17 protein-coding genes are annotated in these 13,561 nt (G+C 71.1%); 4 read left to right on the top strand and 13 right to left on the bottom strand.

Annotated features, from left to right (window positions below; translation table 11 throughout):
* Positions 1-67: 67 nt before the first annotated feature.
* The 5 genes from ACFY6U_RS13380 to ACFY6U_RS13400 form a co-directional block, all read right to left on the bottom strand.
* Complete coding sequence (locus tag ACFY6U_RS13380) at positions 68-544, bottom strand: MarR family winged helix-turn-helix transcriptional regulator (RefSeq protein WP_390037702.1); 477 nt, start codon at positions 542-544, stop codon at positions 68-70.
* Positions 545-672: 128 nt separating this feature from the next.
* Positions 673-1,422, bottom strand: a complete 750-nt coding sequence (locus tag ACFY6U_RS13385) for an SDR family NAD(P)-dependent oxidoreductase (RefSeq protein ID WP_390037704.1) — start codon at positions 1,420-1,422, stop codon at positions 673-675.
* Positions 1,423-1,668: 246 nt separating this feature from the next.
* Positions 1,669-2,691 (bottom strand): LLM class flavin-dependent oxidoreductase, encoded by a 1,023-nt coding sequence (locus tag ACFY6U_RS13390; RefSeq protein WP_390037706.1) that lies wholly within the window; start codon positions 2,689-2,691, stop codon positions 1,669-1,671.
* A gap of 142 nt (positions 2,692-2,833) precedes the next feature.
* Entirely contained in the window at positions 2,834-3,106 is a 273-nt protein-coding gene (locus ACFY6U_RS13395) for an ATP-binding protein (RefSeq protein WP_390037707.1), read from the bottom strand.
* A gap of 206 nt (positions 3,107-3,312) precedes the next feature.
* A complete protein-coding gene (locus tag ACFY6U_RS13400) occupies positions 3,313-3,774 on the bottom strand; it encodes a MarR family winged helix-turn-helix transcriptional regulator (protein WP_390038626.1) in 462 nt (153 codons plus the stop codon).
* Between the two features lie 274 nt (positions 3,775-4,048).
* Here ACFY6U_RS13400 and ACFY6U_RS13405 point away from each other — a divergent pair, with 274 nt between their 5' ends.
* From ACFY6U_RS13405 to ACFY6U_RS13415, 3 genes are all read left to right on the top strand, one after another.
* A complete protein-coding gene (locus tag ACFY6U_RS13405) occupies positions 4,049-4,951 on the top strand; it encodes an NADP-dependent oxidoreductase (protein WP_390037709.1) in 903 nt (300 codons plus the stop codon).
* Between the two features lie 293 nt (positions 4,952-5,244).
* Entirely contained in the window at positions 5,245-5,577 is a 333-nt protein-coding gene (locus ACFY6U_RS13410) for a hypothetical protein (RefSeq protein ID WP_390037711.1), read from the top strand.
* Between the two features lie 255 nt (positions 5,578-5,832).
* Positions 5,833-7,041 carry a PP2C family protein-serine/threonine phosphatase gene (locus tag ACFY6U_RS13415; protein ID WP_390037713.1) on the top strand — a complete coding sequence of 403 codons (1,209 nt, stop codon included), beginning with the start codon at positions 5,833-5,835 and terminating at the stop codon, positions 7,039-7,041.
* 77 nt (positions 7,042-7,118) lie between these two features.
* Here the strand turns inward: ACFY6U_RS13415 and ACFY6U_RS13420 are convergent, their stop codons facing one another.
* From ACFY6U_RS13420 to ACFY6U_RS13430, 3 genes are all read right to left on the bottom strand, one after another.
* Complete coding sequence (locus ACFY6U_RS13420; protein WP_390037715.1) at positions 7,119-7,757, bottom strand: DUF6518 family protein; 639 nt, start codon at positions 7,755-7,757, stop codon at positions 7,119-7,121.
* Positions 7,758-7,812: 55 nt separating this feature from the next.
* Positions 7,813-8,502 carry a DUF4142 domain-containing protein gene (locus ACFY6U_RS13425; protein ID WP_390038628.1) on the bottom strand — a complete coding sequence of 230 codons (690 nt, stop codon included), beginning with the start codon at positions 8,500-8,502 and terminating at the stop codon, positions 7,813-7,815.
* A 478-nt stretch (positions 8,503-8,980) separates the two neighbouring features.
* Positions 8,981-9,517 carry a hypothetical protein gene (locus ACFY6U_RS13430; RefSeq protein WP_390037717.1) on the bottom strand — a complete coding sequence of 179 codons (537 nt, stop codon included), beginning with the start codon at positions 9,515-9,517 and terminating at the stop codon, positions 8,981-8,983.
* A gap of 76 nt (positions 9,518-9,593) precedes the next feature.
* Here ACFY6U_RS13430 and ACFY6U_RS13435 point away from each other — a divergent pair, with 76 nt between their 5' ends.
* On the top strand, positions 9,594-10,304 hold the full coding sequence (locus tag ACFY6U_RS13435; RefSeq protein ID WP_390038630.1) for a type 1 glutamine amidotransferase: 711 nt from the start codon (positions 9,594-9,596) through the stop codon (positions 10,302-10,304).
* Between the two features lie 62 nt (positions 10,305-10,366).
* Here the strand turns inward: ACFY6U_RS13435 and ACFY6U_RS13440 are convergent, their stop codons facing one another.
* The 5 genes from ACFY6U_RS13440 to ACFY6U_RS13460 all read right to left on the bottom strand — a co-directional run bounded on the left by ACFY6U_RS13440 (position 10,367) and on the right by ACFY6U_RS13460 (position 13,484).
* Complete coding sequence (locus tag ACFY6U_RS13440) at positions 10,367-10,567, bottom strand: DUF397 domain-containing protein (protein ID WP_390037719.1); 201 nt, start codon at positions 10,565-10,567, stop codon at positions 10,367-10,369.
* A gap of 286 nt (positions 10,568-10,853) precedes the next feature.
* Entirely contained in the window at positions 10,854-11,909 is a 1,056-nt protein-coding gene (locus tag ACFY6U_RS13445; RefSeq protein ID WP_390037721.1) for a C-terminal binding protein, read from the bottom strand.
* A 15-nt stretch (positions 11,910-11,924) separates the two neighbouring features.
* Positions 11,925-12,422, bottom strand: coding sequence for a hypothetical protein (locus ACFY6U_RS13450; protein ID WP_390037723.1), 498 nt, complete (start codon positions 12,420-12,422; stop codon positions 11,925-11,927).
* Positions 12,423-12,456: 34 nt separating this feature from the next.
* A complete protein-coding gene (locus ACFY6U_RS13455) occupies positions 12,457-13,050 on the bottom strand; it encodes a hypothetical protein (protein WP_390037725.1) in 594 nt (197 codons plus the stop codon).
* A complete protein-coding gene (locus ACFY6U_RS13460; RefSeq protein ID WP_390037727.1) occupies positions 13,047-13,484 on the bottom strand; it encodes a hypothetical protein in 438 nt (145 codons plus the stop codon). Before ACFY6U_RS13460 ends, ACFY6U_RS13455 begins: the two co-directional genes overlap by 4 nt.
* Between the last annotated feature and the right edge of the window lie 77 nt (positions 13,485-13,561).

Below are 13,561 nucleotides of genomic sequence, written 5' to 3' on the forward strand. Positions count from 1 at the left end.
GGACGATGACGGCGGGCGCCGCGGCCGGGACCACGGATGGCACGGCACGGTCCCCGGGCCCGGCGCGTCAGTCGCGGTCGGGTAACGCCGCGAGAACGCCCAGCACGGTCTCGGTGATCTCCGCCAGCTGGGCCAGCTGTGCGGGGGTGAGGTGGTCGAGGAAGAAACGGCGGACGTCGTCCACGTGGCGCGGCGCCGCCGCCGCCATGACCTCGTAGCCGGCCGGTGTCACGCTCACGTACACCCCGCGGCGGTCGTAGGCGCACGTCTCGCGCGCGACCAGACCGCGCCTCGCCATCCGCGCCATGTGGTGGGACACCCTGCTCTTCTCCCACCCCAGCTCCTTGGCGAGTTCCAGGACACGGAGCCTGCCGCCGGGGACCCGGGTCAGCTCGGCGAGCATCGTGTAGTCGGCGGCGGACAGTCCGTACTCGCTCTGCAGGGGCTGCCCGGTACGCGTGACCAGACGTTCGAGGACGCCCAGCAGACCCCGCCATGCCTGTTCTTCGTCCGCCGTCAGCCAGCGGGGTGGTTCAGCGGCCATGGCACCCCCACGTCACGTTGATATGTCACATACCTGCTCGCCTGGACGGCGGCCCGAACGCCCCGGCCGGAGGTGGCGGGGCCGGGGCGGAGTGCCACGGCCCCGTTGCCTCGCGGGGTCCGGCCGGGCTACACCTGCTTGGCGCCGCCGTCCACGAAGATCTCGGTGCCGGTGATGAAGCTGGACTGGTCCGTCGCCAGGAACAGTGCGAGGGCGGCGACCTCCTCCGGCTGGCCGACGCGGCCGAGGGGGACGGTGCCGGCGAGGGTCTCCCGCAGCTGTGCGGCGCCTTCCTCGTCCGCGGCGAGACCGTTGAGGCCGGGGGTGACGATGGGGCCGGGCGAGATGGTGTTGACGCGGATGCCGCGCCCGCTGAGCTCGTTGGCCCAGGTGCGGGAGAAGGAGCGGATGGCGGCCTTGGAGGCGCCGTAGACACCGAAGGCCGGGTCGCCGGAGACACCGGCGATGGAGCCCGTGAGGATGACGGAGGCGCCGTCCACCAGGTGGGGGAGCGCCTTCTGCACGGTGAAGACGGTGCCCTTCACGTTGCTGTCGAAGGTCGTGTCGTAGTGCTCCTCGGTGACCTGTTCGAGGGGGGCGAACCCGCCGCCGCCGGCGTTGGCGAACAGGACGTCGATCCGGTGCCCGGCGTCGGCGACGGTGGCGTAGAGCCGGTCGAGGTCGGCCAGGTCCGAGCTGTCGGCCTGTACCGGGGTGACGTTGCCGCCGATCTCCTCGGCGGCCTGGTCGAGGGCCTCCTTGCGGCGGCCCGTGATGTAGACGTGGGCGCCCTCCTGCGCGAAGCGGTGAGCTGTGGCCAGCCCGATGCCGCTGGTGCCGCCGGTGATGACGACCGTTTTGCCGTCCAGCTGTCCCATGATGTCTCTCCTGTGTTCGCGGCGGCCCGGCCGGTCGCCGGTCCGTTCGACTTTCAATCACCCTAGGAGCAGGAAGATGACGTGTCAACCATCAAGATGAAGTGTCATCTATCTCGGGTCTCGGGGCCGATGTCGATGTCTGATGGGGTGGCGTGATGCCTGTGGGGTGGGTGGGGGGAGGCGACTCGTCCGGCGGAGCCCGCTGACGGTCGCACCGCACGGGGGGCCGCCGCGGCCCCCCGTCCGTCACCGCCAGCCGAGTTCCGGCGCGACGTGCGTCAGGATGCTGTCGAGGACATGCGCGTTGTAGTCGACGCCGAGCTGGTTGGGCACCGTGAGCAGCAGTGTGTCGGCGGCGGTGACGGCCTCGTCCTCGGCGAGCTGCTTGACGAGCACGTCGGGCTCGGCGGCGTAGGACCGGCCGAAGATGCTGCGTGTGCCGGGATCGATGTAGCCGATCTGGTCCGTCGAGTCGCGGTCCCGGCCGAAGTACGCGCGGTCCCGCTCGTCGACGAGCGGGAAGATGCTGCGGCTGACCGACACCCTGGGGGTGCGGGTGTGTCCCGCGGCGCGCCACGCCTCGTGGTACGCCTCGATCTGCTTGCGCTGCTGGACGTGGAGCGGCTCGCCGCTCTCGTCGTCCTTGAGGGTCGAGCTCTGCAGGTTCATCCCGAGCCCGGCGGCCCAGACCGCGGTGGCGTTCGAGCCGGAACCCCACCAGATCCGGTCCCGCAGCCCCTCGGAGTGCGGTTCGATGCGCAGCAGGCCCGGCGGGTTGGCGAACATCGGCCTGGGGTCGGGCTCTGCGAATCCCTCACCCCTGAGCACCTTGAGCAGTTCCTCGGTGTGTGCGCGAGCGAGGTCGGCGTCGGTGCCGCCCTCCGCGGGCCGGTAACCGAAGTGCCGCCAGCCGTCGACCACCTGCTCCGGTGAGCCCCGGCTGAGGCCGAGCTGGAGCCGGCCGCCCGAGATCAGGTCGGCCGCACCCGCGTCCTCCGCCATGTACAGGGGGTTCTCGTAGCGCATGTCGATGACACCGGTGCCGATCTCGATCCGGCTGGTGCGCGCGCCGATCGCCGCGAGCAGCGGGAACGGTGAGGCATGCTGGCGGGCGAAGTGGTGAACGCGGAAGTAGGCGCCGTCCGCCCCCAGCTCCTCCGCGGCGACCGCCAGGTCGATCGCCTGCAGCAGGGAGTCCGACGCGGAGCGCGTCTTGGAGTGCGGCGACGGCGTCCAGTGTCCGAAGGACAGGAACCCGATCTTTTTCATGCCGCTTTCAACAATCGGCGAACGCGTTCATTCCGCCGTTCGGGGCGGCGGCCCGGACGGGGCGAACCCGGTGTACGCCGCCCTGCTCGCGCAGCCCGCCGCGTCGGACGCGGTACCGAGTTCGCTCAGGTACGTGTCCAGATCAGCCGACGGCGGCGGCGCCACCGTTTCCAGTTGCAGCAGAGACCTGCACGAGGCCGGCTCCGGACAGGTCGGCCTCGCCCTTGCGGCCGCGGGCCTCCACCACCCGGAAGCCTTCCCGTCGTGCCGCTCCGGCGGCCTCCTGGAGCAGGGCGGACCGGCCCGCTCCCAGGCCGCCGGAGAGAACGAGGAGCTCGGCCGTGCCGGACATGGGGGACAGGAAACCGTCCAGTGTGCGCAGTTCCCGGTCGCGGCCGACGAGCCGGCTGCCCACGACTGCTCGGCGCGGACACCGACAGCAGGCAGGTCGGAGACACAAGCGCGCCGGGGTCGCCTCCGTGGGGCCGTGCCGCGGGAGGTGCGGGGTCGGCCTGCCTCAGCCACCCGGCGGCACGATGACACCCGAGGAGGAGTCGGGAACGACGGGGTGCGTGGGGTCCGGGAGGACCGCCACACACCCCGGCTCGACCGGCGGCCGGGCTAATTGACGTCGATCTTCTGGATGACCGAGTCGGTGATCTCCGCCAGCAGCGTGATCTGGCCGGGCGAGAGGTGGTCCAGGAACAGGCGCCGGACGTCCTCCACATGCTGAGGCGCGGCGTCCTCCAGGGCCGCGCGGCCGGCCGCGGTCACCATCATGTACGCCCCGCGTCCGTCGTCGAGGCACTCCTCCCGGGCGACCAGCCCACGCTTGGCCATGCGGGAGAGATGGTGCGACACCCGGCTCTTCTCCCAGCCGAGCACCTTCGCGAGCTCCAGCACGCGCAGTCGGTCGCCGGGCGCGCGGGTCAGCTCCGCGAGCACGGAGTAGTCGGTCGCGGACAACCCGAACTTGCTCTGCAGGGTCCGTCCGGCCTGATTGACCAGCAGGTCGTGCATGCGCAGCATGCCTCGCCAGGCTCGTTCCTCGACCGGGCTCAGCCAGCGGGGTGCTTCCTCCATGGGCATCGCCCCACCCTACAGAAGGTTGACCTCTCCACCATCTTACTCTGATGGGCGAGTGCGCGAACTGCTTGATCGGCCTCCGGACCCGGCGCGTCACTTCGCCGCGTTCGAGCAACCCCGGGTCTTCGCGGAGGAACTGCGGGCGTACGCCCGTCTCGTGCGCTGAGAAGCACGCACAGCGGCAGCCTCGCTCTGGTAAATATATGATGTATCAACTATAGCCTTCTCGTGAGACGGGGCGCGAGCCGGGCAGGGAAGAAGGCGAGTCAGCATGCCGAAAGCCGTCGTCATGACCGGGTACGGTCCGCCGGATGTCCTGAAGTGGGCGGAGGTTCCCATGCCGCAGCCCGGTGACGGGGAGATCCGGATCAGGGTCCGTGCCGCGGGGGTGGGCCCGACCGACCTGGACATCCGGTCCGGCCGCCTCAGGTTCCCCCTGCCCCCGGAGCCCGTGCTGGGTTATGAGGTGTCCGGTGTCGTCGACGCCGTCGGTACCGGCGTCTCGGGGACGCGCGTCGGTGACGAGGTGGCCGCCGTGCTCTTCGGCCGCGGAGGCTACGCCGAGTACGCGGTGGCCTCGATCTGGACGCACAAGCCGGGGTCGGTGTCGTGGGTGGACGCCGCTGCCCTTCCGAGTTCCGTGGAAGCCGCGGCCGGCGTTCTCCGGCAGCTGCGGGTCAAGAGCGGAGAGACGCTTCTGCTGCTCGGCGGGGGCGGTTCGGTGGGCGTGATCGCGACGCAGCTGGCGGTCGCCCGGGGCGTGCGGGTCATCAGCGCCGTGGGCGCGCGGGACGAGGACCTGGCCGCGGAACTGGGAGCGTCGCCGGTCCGGTACGGCTCCGGTCTCGTGGCCGCCGTCCGGGCCCTCGGATCCGTGGATGCAGTCTTCGACGCGGCCGGTAAGGGGGCACTCGCCGACGCCGTGGAACTCGCCGGAGGGCCGCAGCGTGTCATCACCCTGTCCGACCATGCGGCGCCCGACTTCGGAGTGATGCTCTCGGCGCCCACGGCCGACCGCGCTCCCGGCGCTCTGGACGAGGGCATGGCCATGCTGGCCGAGGGACGGCTGCGCATGAAGAGCCGCAGGCCCATGCCGGTGCAGGAGGCCGCAGAGGCGCACCGCCTGCTGGAGAACGGGGACGTGCGGGATCGCGTCGTTCTCACCGTCGACTGACACCGGTGACACCGGCCACGGGTTCCCGGCACGGCCAGCCGCCCCGGCCTGCCCGGGCACCCGCCCAGCCGCGAGGGAGGCCGCCCACGAAAACTGTGGGTGGCCTCCCTCGCGGCCACTGCGAACGTCGCCCCGGGCCGCCCGGTCCGTGCCTGTGCCGGTACGGATCGGGCGGCCCGGGGGCGTTTGCCGGCGTCGGCCCGCGACCGCCCTCTGCGGAGCGGGAGCCCGCCGGGGTACGGCTCAGTGGTTGTCGACCGCCGAGGCCCAGTCGAAGTCCACTCGCCCGGCCGATGATGCGCGCGCTGGCGGCCGGTGGGCATGACCTCGCCGTGATGCGGACCGTGGCACGCGTCGGTATCGATCCGCCGCAGGGGTGGGAGAGGCTGAACGGCAAGTTCGACCGGAGCCGCCGGGAGGCCCTGCGGGTACTGACGGCGAACCTTCCCGGAGTCCCCGAGCAGGACCTGATCTTCCGCACGCGCTGCGCGGCCGGCATGCTGAACTGGCTTGCGCTGGCGCCCATCGGCACCGAGCTCGCCGCGATGTCCGCCGAGCAGATCGAGCAGCAGTTGGTCCCCGTGGTGGCCGGGGCGTTCCGGGGGGACGCGCCCGCCGGCTGCTGACCAGGTCAGGTGTCACCGCCTTCCGCTGCGGCGGCACGGGAGGGCTCACCCTTGGGCATCCCGGACCGGCCCCGTCCGAAACGTCCCCGTCCGAAACGTCCCCGTGCACCCGCCCTGTCGGACTCGTAGGACCGCCCCGGCGCCGCACCCGCGTTCCGCCTCCATGCGCATGCACGTTTTTGAGGCATGGGTCACAGCGGGGCCGTGTCCGGCGCGTCAGCGGGAAAACGAGTTCTCATCGGAAAGGAGGCTGATGTGTCACGCGATCGGATCGCACTGGCCGAGGTGCTGGCAGCGGCGGAGGATGCCGCGCCGGTGCGCTCTCTCGATGTCGTGGCCCGCAATCTGCGCGAGCGGTTCGGTGCCCGATACGTGTCGTTCCTGTTCAGCGACGTCGTCGGCCGACGTCTGTTGCGGGTGAGCGAGGAGGCGGCCACGCCCCAGGAGCGTCGCGCCGAGGAGATCCCCTTCGACGACAGCGTCTACGACGAGGTCCTGCGCGTACAGCGGACGGTGCGGGTGCCGGAGGGCGAGCGCGGCCACCGCGTGCTCACCCCTGTCACCAACCGCGGCGACGCCATCGGTGTCCTGGAGCTGTTCCTCTCCGAAGCCACCCGGGAAGTGCTGGAGCAGGTCGAAGAGGCCGCGCACGCGCTGGCGTACATCGTCGTCACCGACCGCCGCTTCACCGACCTCTACCACTGGGGCAACCGCACGACCTCGGTCAGTCTGGCCGCGGAGATCCAGCGTCAGCTCCTGCCCTCCGCCCCTTCCTGCGAGGCCCCGGAGTTCGCGCTCGCCGGCGCCCTGGTCCCGGCCGCCGACATCGCCGGTGACACCTACGACTACACCCTCGACCACGACACCCTGCACCTGTCCGTCACCGACGCCATGGGCCACGACGTCAGCGCCGCACTCATGGCCACTCTCCTGGTCAACGCCTCCCGCGGCGCCCGCCGTGCCGGGTGCGACCTCGCCGAGCAGGCCAGCCAGACCCACGAGGCCCTCCTCGCCCACGGCCGGCAGACCTTCGCCACCGGCCAGTTGCTGCGCATCGCCCTGGACGGCACCAGCGCCCAGCTCGTCAACGCCGGCCACCCCTGGCCCCTGCGGCTGCGCGACGGCACGGTCGGCGAACTGCGTCTGGCCGTGAACCTGCCGTTCGGCGTCGCCACGAACAAGGGACCGTACCGGGTGCAGGATCTCGACCTGCGCCCCGGTGACCGCCTCGTGCTGCACACCGACGGCATGCAGGAACGCCAGGCGAAAAAGGTCGACCTTCCCGGCCTCATCCGCGACACCGCCACCGAGCACCCGCGCGAGGTCGTGCGTACTCTGGCCGCCGCGGTCACCGACGCCTGGGACGGCCACCCGCAGGACGACGCCACCGTCCTGTGCCTGGACTGGTACGGGCCACATGTCCGAAGACCGCCGCGCGAACGCCGCCGCCGACGTCCCGAGTGAGGTCCGGCGGGCCTTCCGCCCGTGCCCGCTGGAGAGCGGCGATGTGCGGGCTGTACCGCCCCGTCCTGGCGACGGCGTCAGACCGATCCGAGCAGGCCGTCGAGGATGCCCTTCTCGGCGAGGTGGAAGGCGAGACCTCCCACCGGGGCGAGGACGGGGCACAGCCAGTAGCGCTGCGCCCCGGCGCGCGCCAGGTACGCGGTCAGAAGAGCGGTGAGCAGGGCGCCGACGGCGAGGAAGACGGCCGCGTCTCCCCGGTAATGGAGAGTCAGCCCGAACCAGAGCCCCTCGCCCAGCACCACCATCGTGGTGACAGCCCCGGCCACCGCCCGTATGTCCCCCCGCCCTCGCCGTACTGTCCATCCGGCCCATCCCAGCAGGGGCCCTCCGGCAAGTCCCGCCACCGACCACACGGCGGCGGTTCCGAGCCCTCCGCTCCCGAAGGTGCCGCCGAGCGTGGACGCCGTGTAGTAGCCACCGCAGGTGGCGAGCATCATCAACGCCCCGCCCCAGATGGCGAGTTGCCGACTCCGGATCAGGGCGCCGGCCGCGGCGGTCCAGATGATCCAGGTGGATGCCGAGTTGGTCGCCCGGTCCAGCAGGGGCGCGATCCCGTGCAGGCCGTACGTCGCCCAGCCGAGCAGCAGTCCGAAGGCGGTGGTCGCGGTGAGAACTATGACGGGGGCGTCGCGCCGGAAGGCGGTTACGGAAGCCATGCCTCGGCACTATACATGCGACGTATACACTCAGTGTTTAGTTGTCGGGGAGGGCTCACCCCGCCGTCGGACTCGGTGACGCCGAGCCGTTCGCCGGCGGAGTGAGGACGACCTGCGGCTGGCCCACGACCGCGGGCGGCGGGGTCAGGTCCTGGGCCGGAAGGGTGGGCGAGGTGGTTTCCTGGGCGAGGGCCTGGCCGAAGTCGACCAGGCCGGTCTTCTCCACGACCGTGATGTGGTCCAGGACGGTGTCGTTGGCCTGGTCGGCCAGCGCGCGGACCAGCGAGTTCCTCGTGGTGCTGCGGATGCTCGCGATCGTGGTGAGGAGCTGGCCGTCCGTCGCGCGCACGGTGGTGGCCAGGTCCGTGTCGAACTGCTTGCCGCTTTCCGCGTTCAGCCGGGCCTCGAAGCCCTGCTGTTGCGGCGACGGCTGGTTGGGCAGCGTGATGCCCAGCTGATCGGCGACATTGCGGCAGGCGGCGTCCAACGAGGCATCCCCGTCGACCAGATGCTCCCCGGCGTTCCTGACCGCCTTCGTCGTCCCCTTCTTCGACGCCTTCTGGCCGACGGGGTACTCCCACAGTCCGGCCGAGCGCACCTTGACCACGAAATCCCGGTCGGCCTCCGTCAGCGGTCCGGTCGCCGGGGTGGCGACGACCCGCTCGGGTGCGCTGCTGACCTTCTGGACTCCGAGCATGGCGGGGTAGAGGAGGGAGCCGAGGGTGAAGCTGAGCGCACCACCCACGAAGAGAGTTCCCGCCGCCTTCCGTGAAACGAACACCGTGTCTCCTGATCCGGTTCTTCGGATCCCGCACACGCAGGCATACGGATGAGAGGGCCCGCAAAACCTTTTGGGCTCGTCATGGGTTCGTAAAGCCGGGCTGGTGGCTTCCCCCGCAGCGTGCGGCCGCGACTCGGGTTGAGGGGTGCGTCTGTCGCGAATGTCCGCACGGTGGCGCGAAGAAGGGCCGTTCGGCCCTACCGGCGGCCCGGGAAGGGACTGTTGGGCCCTATCGGGGCCGGGTGCCGCACGGCCGACCATGGGGCGGCGACCGGGGAGGGCCAGGTCCACTCCCGCACTTCTGGTCCTTCCCGGCTCGCCTACGACACCGACTGACGGGGAGGACGCCGTTCGGACGACGAGACACAGCAGTCGAGGACAGCGCGGCTGCGCCCCGGTCTGCCCGCACGGAGTGGGCGGACGGGCGGGTCGCCCGGAACGACTACGCCGTCGCCCTGTCGCGTCCGTAGGCGCGTTTGCGGGCCGTGCGGTAGACGGCCTGGCTGGATTTGGTGCGGGTGAGCGTGGCCAGGTCCTCGAAGAAGTTGAGGTAGGCGTAGGGGTCGCCGCGCACCTGACGCTCCGCCAGGGCGTACGGGCGTACCACCTCCCAGGTGCGCAGGAGCCGGTAGTGGGTGGCCAGGAAGACCAGGTCCTCGTCGACGACGCGGAACGCCACCAGGTAGGCGAGCATCTGGTAGAAGGCGCACACCTGGTAGACGTCGTCGCGGATGGGCTGTTCGAGGCCGCTGATGCCCTGGTCGGCCCCCTCTCCCGACGCCAGGTGCACCCATAATCGCTCTTCGCTGTGTACGAACTCGGCCGACCGCCACTCTCTGAAGAGGTCGAGCACCAGCGGTAGTTGGTTGGAGTTGTTCATCAGGCGGATCTGGCGCAGGGTGAGCAGGAGGGTCACCCCGATCGCGGTCATCGAGAGAAGCAGTGTCACCACGTTGACGAGCAGCGTCTCGCTGTCCATCCGTCAAGACTGGCATCGGGGTGTGCGGGTGACAACGGTGGGGATGACAAAGCCGATCCGGGATGTGGGGGAGAACATGGCGACGGCTCTGGTGGTGCAGAACGCCGAGTACGGAGGGCCCGGCCGGTGGGGCCGGTGGCTGGCCGAGGGCAGGGTGGGCGTGGAGGTGGTGCGGGGGTACGCGGGAGAGGCGTTGCCGGGGCGGCTGGAGCATCAGGCGCTGGTGGTGCTGGGCGGGGCGATGCTTCCGGACGACGACGAGCGGGCGCCGTGGCTACCGGGTGCGCGGGCGTTGATGAGGCAGGCGCTGGACGGGGGCGTGCCCGTGTTCGGGATCTGCCTCGGGGGCCAGATGCTCGCGCAGGTGGCGGGCGGCGAGGTGGCGGGCGGATACGGCGAGCCGGAGTTCGGGAGCACCGTGCTGACCCTGCGGGCGGAGGCGGCCGAGGACCCGCTGTTCCGGGGGCTGCCGGAGCGTCCTACGGCCATCGAGAACCACCTGGACGCCGTCGTGCGGCTGCCCCCGGGGGCGCACTGGCTGGCCGGCAGCGAGCTGTGCCCGTATCAGGCGTTCCGGGTCGGCGACGCGGCCTGGGGCGTGCAGTTCCATCCGGAGACCGGGCCGGAGCGCATCGCGCAGTGGCCTGCGGGCCGCGCCGAGCGATATGGAGTGGACCGGGAGGAACTGCGCCGGGCGGCGGTGCGGGACGACGCGACCGCAGCCCCCGTGTGGCGCGAGGTGGCGCTGCGGTTCGCCGCGCGTGTCAGGGGCGATGGGGCCGCGTAGCGGTCTCACATCTGCGGGCCCACCGAGCGCGGCAGTTCCAACAGGCCCCGGGCTCAGCGGAGTCAGACACGCCGCTCGACGAACCCCGCCCACGCCTGACGCGACACCGTGACGACGGGCCCGGCGACGGCCTTGGAGTCCCGGACGTGCACAACGGCCGTAGCGGCCGCGAACTCCACGCAATCGCCGCCCTCGGTTCCGCTGTGGCTGCTCTTGAACCAGGCATGGCCGGATGCCGCGGTCGAGGACTCAGCGTTGTTCATAGCGATCCCGGCAACCCTTCGATCAGCTCCCATGACTCTCGTGAAGCGAGAGCCTGTGATCGGGTGATCCCATAGCGTGCGGCGGCGAGAGTCGTCTGCGCGGGGTCGGTCTGAAGGGCACTGGTTCCCTGTGCTTCCGCGCCCAACGCCCCGCGGGGGACCGCCGTAACCCCGCGCGCCTCGTACCCGTACCGGCACCGCGCGTACGGTCGCCCCCGTCGGTGCGTCACCCACTGGTCACGCTACGCGACCACCGGCACCCGTGTCCGTCCGACCGCGAGGCCCGTCAGGTCAGCCTGCCGTACCTCGGGGGTCCGCCGGTCGACAGGACGTGCCGTATCTCCGTGGCGACCCGCCGGCGCAGGCTGAGGTCGGAGTCCCGGGAGAGGAACCCGCGATGGCAGGTGGAGACGACCCGCTCGTGAAGTGCCAGCCGGCGGTTGGCCGGGTCGTCGGCGGGGTCTTCCGGGGAGTACACGTCGGTCGCGTAACCGCCGAGCCGGCCGCTCTCCAGGGCGTCGAGCACGGCCGCCGGATCGACGAGTCGCCCCCGGGCCGTGTTCACCAGCAGGGCTCCCGGGCGTGCGTGGCGGAGCAGGCGATGGTCGATCAGCCCCGCGTTGGCGTCGTCGAGAGAGGCGTGGACCGTCAGTACGTCCGACTGTTCGAGCAGTTCCCGGAGGGTGTCGGTCGGACGGACGCCGTGTGCCGCGATCGCGTCGGGGTGAACCGCGGGATCGTGGGCGAGCACGGTGCCGAAGAACACGCTCGCCTTCCTGGCGACGGCACTGCCTATGCGGCCGAACCCGATGATCCCCAACGCCGATCCGCCGAGCCTTCGGGGTACGCGGTCGGCCCGGGTGTCCCACCCGCCTCGGCGGATGATCCTGTCCTGGGCGCAGACCCCGCGTTCCAGGGCGAGCACCAGCGCCAGGGCGTGGTCGGCGGTCTCCTGGATGCAGTAGTCCGGCACGTGGAACGAGGGGATGCCCAGCTCGCGCAGTGCCGGGAGGTCGATGTTGTCGGTGCCGACGCCCTGCCGGGCGACGACCTTGCAGCGCCCGGCGTCCGCGAGGGCCCCGATCAGGTCCCTGGTGAGCCGGGCGCGGTGGACGACCACGGCGTCCGCCGTGCGCAGCCAGTCGCGGAACCGGGGGCCGGAGGTCTCGAAGCCCGCCGCGCCGTCCTCACGGGGCAGCCCCAGCCGGATCTCGGTGGCCGTGCCGAACGCCTCGCGTTCGACGGCGTCCCGCGCACCGCGGCCGGGGTCGTCCGCGGCGTCCGCCGCTGCCGTGCCGAGCGCCCACGACGGGTCGGTGTAGGCGACAATCACCTTGGTCACGTCTCTCCTCGGTGGTCAGGCCGGCCATGTGACGACGCCGGACTCGGTGACGGTGCACAGGCCGCCGTCCGCACGCCGCCACCAGCGGTTCCCGGCTGCGTCCCGGAAGGCGATGTCGACGTACGGCCGGTTCCCGATGGGTGTCGTGGAGGCGAGGTTCGTGTCCGTTTCCTCGCCGGGCCGCATGAGGAAGACCGATCGGACGGAGGTGCTTCCGTCGACGGAGGGGCTCTGCGGGAGCTGTTCTCCGCTGACCCGCACGACCACGTCGAATATCGGCTCGTCACCCGCGTTGCGGCAGATGACGTGGATGTCCCGGCCCGACCAGTCCTCCGGCCAGGCGCACACGCCGGAGACCCGGTCGCGGGCGGTGTGGTGCGACTGCTCCTGTCGCTCGGCCTCCAGCGCGCGGACCCTGGCCCGGTCGCGTCGCAGTGTCTCGAAAGCCGCGGTGAGCACGGCCACGTTGCCTATCGCGCCGACCCAGTCGGGCACGGATCCCCAGTCCGTCACCGGTGCACCCCCGTGCGCTCTGATCGGTCGGTGGCTATTCGAACCTTCGCCGGGCCCGTTGTGCCGCGCCCGGCTGGTCGTCCAGCGGGTCCGCCTTCGCCCATATCTCGTTGTAGAGGATCATGAAGGGGATGATCAGCGACCACTCCGTGCCGTTCTCCACGATCAGCTGGGGGCTCTGCCAGCCCTGGGCGTTCTGGCCGTTCCCCAGAATGACCTCGTGGCCGTAGTGGGACAGGATGAGCTGCCGTCTGTCGATGATGACCACCCGGAACAGCGAACGGTCGTTCATGAGGCGGACGCTGAGGGTCCGGGCGAAGGCGCGCTGCAGCTCCGCCAGGGAGTCCAGCGCACGCTCCTCGGTGTTACGGGAGATCAGGAACCTGACCTCGCCCTCCCGCCGCGACAGCCTTTCCAGTTCCGTGGCGAACCAGGTCTCCGAACGCCACTTCCCGGCGCCGTAGCCCATGAAGTGCAGGGACGTCTGCGCCTGCCGCATGCACGTCTCCGGCCGGACCAGCTCCTCGGTCAGTGTCTCCGTTCCGCCGACGACTCCGAACATGCTGAGCACCCGGGCGAGCCGTGCGAGCTCCTGTACGCCGTCGAGCGGGCTTCTTTCCTGGGTCATGTCTCGGCGCCGGACCGTGAGCCGACGCCGAGGACGGTCTTCTCCAGATGATCGAGGTCGGCCGCCCGGAACCCTTCGGTGTTGTCGAGCACGAGGTCCGCACAGTCGCGTACCCGCTGCGGCGAAGACGCCAGACGGGCCGCCAGCTCGACCGGGTCGTCGAGGAGTTGCGGCGATCGGGACAGCAGTCTCGCCCGCCTCACCTCCGGCTCGCACACCACGAGGATCTTGCAGAGTCGCCCGAGCAGTTCGGTGCTCGGCCGAATGCTCGACGCGTTCTCGATCAACGCGTCGTTGCCGCCGAACACCCCGACCCCGTGCAGGGGCACGTGCGGGAAGGCGTAGTGCTCGGCTCTTTCCGGGCCGAGCACCTTCTGCCAGCGCAGCAGCAGCTTTCCCTCGGAATCCAGGCGGTCGAGTTCGGTCGCGGTCACCGACCTGTTCTCCCAGGGGACGTCGTCCTTTCGCGCGGGCCGGGTGGTCAGCCGGCCGGGAAAGACGACATGGGGAT

The organism is Streptomyces sp. NPDC013157, assembly GCF_042899865.1.
GTDB lineage: Bacteria > Actinomycetota > Actinomycetes > Streptomycetales > Streptomycetaceae > Streptomyces.

Bases quoted from the DNA above. Each gene is read 5' to 3' on its own strand.
- ACFY6U_RS13385 (WP_390037704.1), bottom strand. From the start codon at position 1,422: ATGGGACAGCTGGACGGCAAAACGGTCGTCATCACCGGCGGCACCAGC.
- ACFY6U_RS13400 (WP_390038626.1), bottom strand. From the start codon at position 3,774: ATGGAGGAAGCACCCCGCTGGCTGAGCCCGGTCGAGGAACGAGCCTGG.
- ACFY6U_RS13405 (WP_390037709.1), top strand. From the start codon at position 4,049: ATGCCGAAAGCCGTCGTCATGACCGGGTACGGTCCGCCGGATGTCCTG.
- ACFY6U_RS13410 (WP_390037711.1), top strand. From the start codon at position 5,245: ATGATGCGCGCGCTGGCGGCCGGTGGGCATGACCTCGCCGTGATGCGG.
- ACFY6U_RS13430 (WP_390037717.1), bottom strand. From the start codon at position 9,517: ATGGACAGCGAGACGCTGCTCGTCAACGTGGTGACACTGCTTCTCTCG.
- ACFY6U_RS13420 (WP_390037715.1), bottom strand. From the start codon at position 7,757: ATGGCTTCCGTAACCGCCTTCCGGCGCGACGCCCCCGTCATAGTTCTC.
- ACFY6U_RS13440 (WP_390037719.1), bottom strand. From the start codon at position 10,567: ATGAACAACGCTGAGTCCTCGACCGCGGCATCCGGCCATGCCTGGTTC.
- ACFY6U_RS13435 (WP_390038630.1), top strand. From the start codon at position 9,594: ATGGCGACGGCTCTGGTGGTGCAGAACGCCGAGTACGGAGGGCCCGGC.
- ACFY6U_RS13390 (WP_390037706.1), bottom strand. From the start codon at position 2,691: ATGAAAAAGATCGGGTTCCTGTCCTTCGGACACTGGACGCCGTCGCCG.
- ACFY6U_RS13455 (WP_390037725.1), bottom strand. From the start codon at position 13,050: ATGACCCAGGAAAGAAGCCCGCTCGACGGCGTACAGGAGCTCGCACGG.
- ACFY6U_RS13380 (WP_390037702.1), bottom strand. From the start codon at position 544: ATGGCCGCTGAACCACCCCGCTGGCTGACGGCGGACGAAGAACAGGCA.